This is a genomic window from Saccharopolyspora sp. NPDC002686, assembly GCF_040295745.1.
Taxonomy (GTDB): Bacteria; Actinomycetota; Actinomycetes; order Mycobacteriales; family Pseudonocardiaceae; genus Saccharopolyspora; species Saccharopolyspora oryzae.
This window is the reverse complement of the sequence record NZ_JBEOVY010000499.1, coordinates 1-4,276: the sequence shown is the minus strand read 5'-3', so window position 1 is coordinate 4,276 and position 4,276 is coordinate 1. Positions and strand designations below refer to the sequence as shown.

At 65.9% G+C, this 4,276-nt stretch carries 4 protein-coding genes and 3 tRNA genes; 2 read left to right on the top strand and 5 right to left on the bottom strand.

Features of this window, described 5'->3' with window-relative positions:
- Positions 1–223 precede the first annotated feature (223 nt).
- Positions 224–859, top strand: coding sequence for an alpha-ketoglutarate-dependent dioxygenase AlkB family protein (locus ABTZ89_RS36385; RefSeq protein ID WP_351053545.1), 636 nt, complete (start codon positions 224–226; stop codon positions 857–859).
- Between the two features lie 229 nt (positions 860–1,088).
- Here the strand turns inward: ABTZ89_RS36385 and ABTZ89_RS36380 are convergent.
- Together ABTZ89_RS36380 and ABTZ89_RS36375 are read right to left on the bottom strand one after the other, a co-directional pair.
- Positions 1,089–1,161 (bottom strand) — tRNA-Lys (locus ABTZ89_RS36380).
- An 83-nt stretch (positions 1,162–1,244) separates the two neighbouring features.
- Positions 1,245–1,317, bottom strand: a tRNA-Lys gene (locus ABTZ89_RS36375).
- 336 nt (positions 1,318–1,653) lie between these two features.
- Here ABTZ89_RS36375 and ABTZ89_RS36370 point away from each other — a divergent pair.
- On the top strand, positions 1,654–2,793 hold the full coding sequence (locus ABTZ89_RS36370; protein ID WP_351053548.1) for a L,D-transpeptidase: 1,140 nt from the start codon (positions 1,654–1,656) through the stop codon (positions 2,791–2,793).
- Positions 2,794–2,916: 123 nt separating this feature from the next.
- Here the strand turns inward: ABTZ89_RS36370 and ABTZ89_RS36365 are convergent.
- The 3 genes from ABTZ89_RS36365 to ABTZ89_RS36355 all read right to left on the bottom strand — a co-directional run bounded on the left by ABTZ89_RS36365 (position 2,917) and on the right by ABTZ89_RS36355 (position 4,194).
- Positions 2,917–2,992, bottom strand: a tRNA-His gene (locus ABTZ89_RS36365).
- A 113-nt stretch (positions 2,993–3,105) separates the two neighbouring features.
- On the bottom strand, positions 3,106–3,747 hold the full coding sequence (gene orn / locus ABTZ89_RS36360; protein ID WP_270950553.1) for an oligoribonuclease: 642 nt from the start codon (positions 3,745–3,747) through the stop codon (positions 3,106–3,108).
- Between the two features lie 48 nt (positions 3,748–3,795).
- A complete protein-coding gene (locus ABTZ89_RS36355; protein ID WP_351053542.1) occupies positions 3,796–4,194 on the bottom strand; it encodes an AMP-binding enzyme in 399 nt (132 codons plus the stop codon).
- Positions 4,195–4,276 lie beyond the last annotated feature (82 nt).

Genomic DNA, 4,276 nt, shown 5'->3' with positions numbered 1-4,276 from the left:
GGTCGGGTGCAGACGTGCCGCACGCCGCGGCGCTGCCGAGAGCGAGCGCGGCGGTGATCGCCGCGAGCAGTCGACGAGGACGGAGCATGGTGCTTCCTGCCTGTTCGCTAGGTGTCGAAGTTCGGTGAGCCTAACCTGACGAACCCGCGTGATCCAGTGCTGAGACGGTCCTCACGACCAGCGAGAACTGCCAGTATGGGGTCATGTGCGAACAGGAGCGCCGATGGATTCGCTGATCCCGCGCACCAGGGCGGAGATCGCCCCGGGAGCGGTCCACGTCCCGGACTGGCTGACCCCGCAGGAGCAACGCGACCTGGTGCAGGCCTGCCGGGAGTGGGCGAGAGCGGGAATGCGCTCGCCGAAGCTCCCCAGTGGCGGGGTGATGTCGGTCCGAACGGTCTGCCTCGGCTGGCACTGGACCCCGTACCGCTATTCGAAGACGACGGACGACGGCTCCCCGGTGCTCCCCTTCCCGACCTGGCTGGCAGACCTGGGCAGAAGAGCGGTCGCAGACGCCTACGACCAACCGAACACCGACTACACCCCGGACACGGCCCTGATCAACTTCTACGACGAGTCGGCCAAGATGGGAATGCACCAGGACAAGGACGAGCACAGCAACGCCCCGGTGGTCTCCCTGAGCCTCGGAGACGACGCCCTCTTCCGCTTCGGAAACACGAAGAACAGGAACAAACCGCACAAGGACATCACCCTGTCCTCAGGAGACCTCTTCGTCTTCGGAGGCCCAACCCGCCTGGCCTACCACGGAGTCCTAAGAACAACCCCAGCAACAACCCCGGAAATAGGAATGAAAAAAGGCCGCCTGAACCTAACCCTGAGAACCTCAGGCCTCACCTAACCACCTAGCTGCCACCCAAGATCAAAAAGCCAACCCACGGCAACAACCCACTCCGAGCCAGGTCGTCGTCACAAGGACTACCCAGGCCGGGTACACCACCCATGGTGAGGTACGTCCGAAAAGCAACCCCCGCACCGTGGGGGGCTTGGGGGGTTCGACCCCCCAAAATAATGACGAGATACAGAAATAGCGAAACGCCCTGCGTGAGCAGGGCGTCCCAACTATCGAGTGCGCCAACAGGGACTTGAACCCCGAACCCGCTGATTAAGAGTCAGCTGCTCTGCCAATTGAGCTATTGGCGCTCGTTCAGTTGTCGGGTTTCCTGTTCGGTCTCCCGGTGACAAAGTGAAAGCCCTGCGTGGGCAGGGCGTCTCGCTGTGTCGAGTGCGCCAACAGGGACTCGAACCCCGAACCCGCTGATTAAGAGTCAGCTGCTCTGCCAGTTGAGCTATTGGCGCTGGCCTGTCGTTTCGGGTTTCCGCGTCGGTCTCCCTGGCGACGGGGAAAAGATTAGCACGGCTCCGGAGGGGCTTGAACGGGGGGTGGGTTGGTCGGCCCCGCGGGGTTGGTCGACTTCGCGGGGCAACCTCGGGGTGGGGCTCCGCGTCTGCTGGACGGGTGATCGGCCTGCGCGGATCACACTGTGTGTTGGCGTGGTCTCTTAGTCACCTGTCGGGGACTTGCGGCACACTGTTCACAGGGGTTAGTGGTGCTTCTAAGCGGACGGACTGTTGCTCATGAGGGAGTGGCGTAATCCGGTCGGGGGTCCCGAGAGGGTTTCACGGCTGTTGACGATGTTGATCTTCGGCGTGGTGGCGCTGTTGGTCGCGGGGTGTAGCGGGGCTGGTTCGGACGCCGGTTCGTCCGACGACGTGCCGCCGGCGCCGATGCTGGAGCTGGCGCCGACGAACGGGGCGAAGGACGTGGCCCCGGCCGGGCCGATCACGGCGAAGGCGACCAACGGGCGGATCGTCAAGGCGGAGCTGACCAACTCCGATGGCAAGCCGGTGCCCGGCACCATCGCCGAGGACGGCGCGAGCTGGACGGCGGGGGAGAAGCTCGGCTACGGCAAGACCTACACGCTGGTGGTGACGGCGCAGGGCGCCAGCGGGCCGGGGATAACCCAGCAGGCCACGTTCACCACGGTGTCGCCGGACGAGCAGAGCTACGTGTCGATGAACCCGCTCGACGGGCAGACCGTCGGGGTCGGGCAGCCGTTGGCGTTCTACTTCAGCAAGGACGCCCCGGCGCCGGACAAGGCCAAGGCGGAGGAAGCGATCAAGATCCAGACCGAACCGGCCGTCGAGGGCGCGTTCTACTGGTTCAACAGTCGCGAGGTGCACTGGCGGCCGAAGGAGTACTGGAAGCCGGGCACCAAGGTGACCATCAACGCCGACGTCTTCGGGCGCGACCTGGGCAACGGCGTGTGGGGCCAGGAGGACCGCAAGGCGACGATCACGATCGGCGACGCGGTGATCCTGAAGGCCGATGGTGCTTCCCACCAGATGTCGATCGAGAAGAACGGCCAGGTGATCCGGACGATGCCGGTCGCGCTGGGCAAGCCGTCCTTCCCGTCCAACAACGGCGTGCACGTGGTCACCGAGCACCACGCCACGAAGGTGATGGACTCCTCGACGTACGGGTTGCCGATCGAGGCGGGCGGCTACCGCACCGAGGTGCAGTGGGCGGTCCGGATCTCCAACGGTGGCGAGTTCCTGCACGCGGCGCCGTGGTCGGTGTCCGATCAGGGGCGCCGCAACGTCAGCCACGGTTGCATCAACATGAGCATGGACAACGCCAAGTGGATCTTCGACCTGCTCAAGAAGGGCGACGTCGTGGAGATCACCAACTCCGGCGGCCCGGACCTGAAGTCCTGGGACGGCTTCGGGGACTGGCAGGTGCCGTGGGACCAGTGGGTCGCGGGCAACAGGTGACCCGCGGCTGACCGGCTGAAGAAAAGGGCCCCGCTCCGGCGAGCGGGGCCCTTTTCTTCGCACCTATTGGTCCGGAAATGCAAATGAGGCCTGATTCGCGGGGAATCAGGCCTCATTCGGCTTTGGGGTGAGTGACGGGAATCGAACCCGCGACACCTGGGACCACAACCCAGTGCTCTACCGACTGAGCTACACCCACCTCGGCCGCTCGGAGCTGGCCTCGTGGAGGCCGCCTTCCGAAGCAACGCTCATATACTAGCGTGCGCCGTCACGCGGTTTTCCGCGGGCTCCGGTTAACGGCCTCACCGCTGGTCAGCGGCCGTTTTCGGGCTGCTTCCCGGCGGCCTCCGCGCTGTCGGCCTGCAGCAGCTCCGCCGCGACGGCCTGGGCCTGCTCGCTGGTCGGACCGGGCTGCGGGACGAACGCGGTGCGCCGGTAGTAGGCGAGCTCGCGGATCGACTCCCGGATGTCGGCCAGCGCGCGGTGCGCCAGGCCCTTCTCCGGCTGCGCGTAGTAGATCCGCGGGTACCAGCGCCGGCACAGCTCCTTGATGGACGACACGTCGACCATCCGGTAGTGCAGGTGGGAGTCCAGCCGCGGCATGTCGCGGGAGATGAAGCCCCGGTCGGTGGCGATGGAGTTGCCCGCCAGCGGGGCCGAGCGCCCGTCCGGGACGTGCTGGCGGATGTAGTCCAGCACCTGCTGTTCGGCTTCGGCCAGGGTCACCGAGGACTGCCGCACCTCTTCGGTGAGCCCCGAGCGCTCGTGCATGTCCCGGACCACCTCGGGCATCCCGGCCAGGGTTTCGTCGTCGGCGTGGATGACGATGTCCACGCCTTCGCCGAGGATGTTCAGGTCGGCATCGGTGACCAGGGCGGCGATCTCGATCAGCGCGTCCTTGCTGAGATCGAGACCGGTCATTTCGCAGTCGATCCACACTAGACGGTCATTCACCCGAGGCAGCCTAGCTCGCCACGAGGTGTGATCGTGCATCCGTCCAGGTCATGTTCCGAGCCGTTCGCGGAGTTCGCGGGGCACGACCTTGCCGGTGGCGTTGCGGGGCAGCTCGTCCAGGAAGATCACGTCCCGCGGCAGCGCGAACTTCGACAGCCGGTCGCGGACCCGGTCGCGCACCTGCTCGGCGTCGAGGTCCTGGCCGGGGCGGAGCACCACGAACGCGGCGAGCCGCTGGCCGAAGTCCGGGTCGTCGACGCCGATGACGGCCGTCTCGGACACCTCCGGCAGGCGGCCGATGGCGTCCTCGGTCTCCTTGGGGTAGACGTTCTCGCCACCGGAGATGATCATGTCGTCCTCGCGGCCGACGACGAACAGCCGACCGGACGAGTCGGTGCGACCGAGGTCACCGGTGGACATCAGGCCGTCCACGACCTCATTGGACATTCCATCTCGACCGGTCCGCGGCGGCGATCCGAGGAGCGTCCAATATGGATATTCATCCTCTGCGATTTGCCAATGTTTTCCC